Origin of the sequence: Vibrio splendidus 12E03 (assembly GCF_000272105.2) — a bacterium.
Lineage (GTDB): Bacteria > Pseudomonadota > Gammaproteobacteria > Enterobacterales > Vibrionaceae > Vibrio > Vibrio splendidus_I.
The window spans coordinates 1-316 of sequence record NZ_AJZD02000152.1 but is presented as its reverse complement, the minus strand read 5'-3'; the positions used below and the strand labels follow the sequence as shown (position 1 = coordinate 316).

Sequence of the window (316 nt, the reverse complement as noted above, 5' to 3'; positions counted from 1 at the left end):
CAAGCTGTCTGGTTAGTTATTTGGATGGGGCTGCAACGCAACATGTCTATCAAAGAAGTATGCAGTTCATTAGACATCGCACTTCAGCCTAAACCTGAAGATAGCTGGTCTCGTGTTGCACCCAGTGTCCTAACTGATTCACGCCGACGTCTAGATGAGAGTCCGTTAGCGGCTCTGTTTCACACAACGGTAAAGGCTTGGCGCGAAGATATCCTTCAACAAGACAAAGACTTAGGGCTTAATGTTCTTGCTGTCGATGGGACAACATTTAGGTGTCAAGATTCCACAGAGAACGCTGAAGAATTTGGGTTCATCT

1 protein-coding gene is annotated in these 316 nt (G+C 46.2%); it reads left to right on the top strand.

The genetic code is table 11. The features are described 5' to 3' along the window. The coding region (locus A142_RS11295) for a transposase domain-containing protein (RefSeq protein ID WP_198928599.1) at positions 1-316 on the top strand (316 nt) is incomplete at both ends.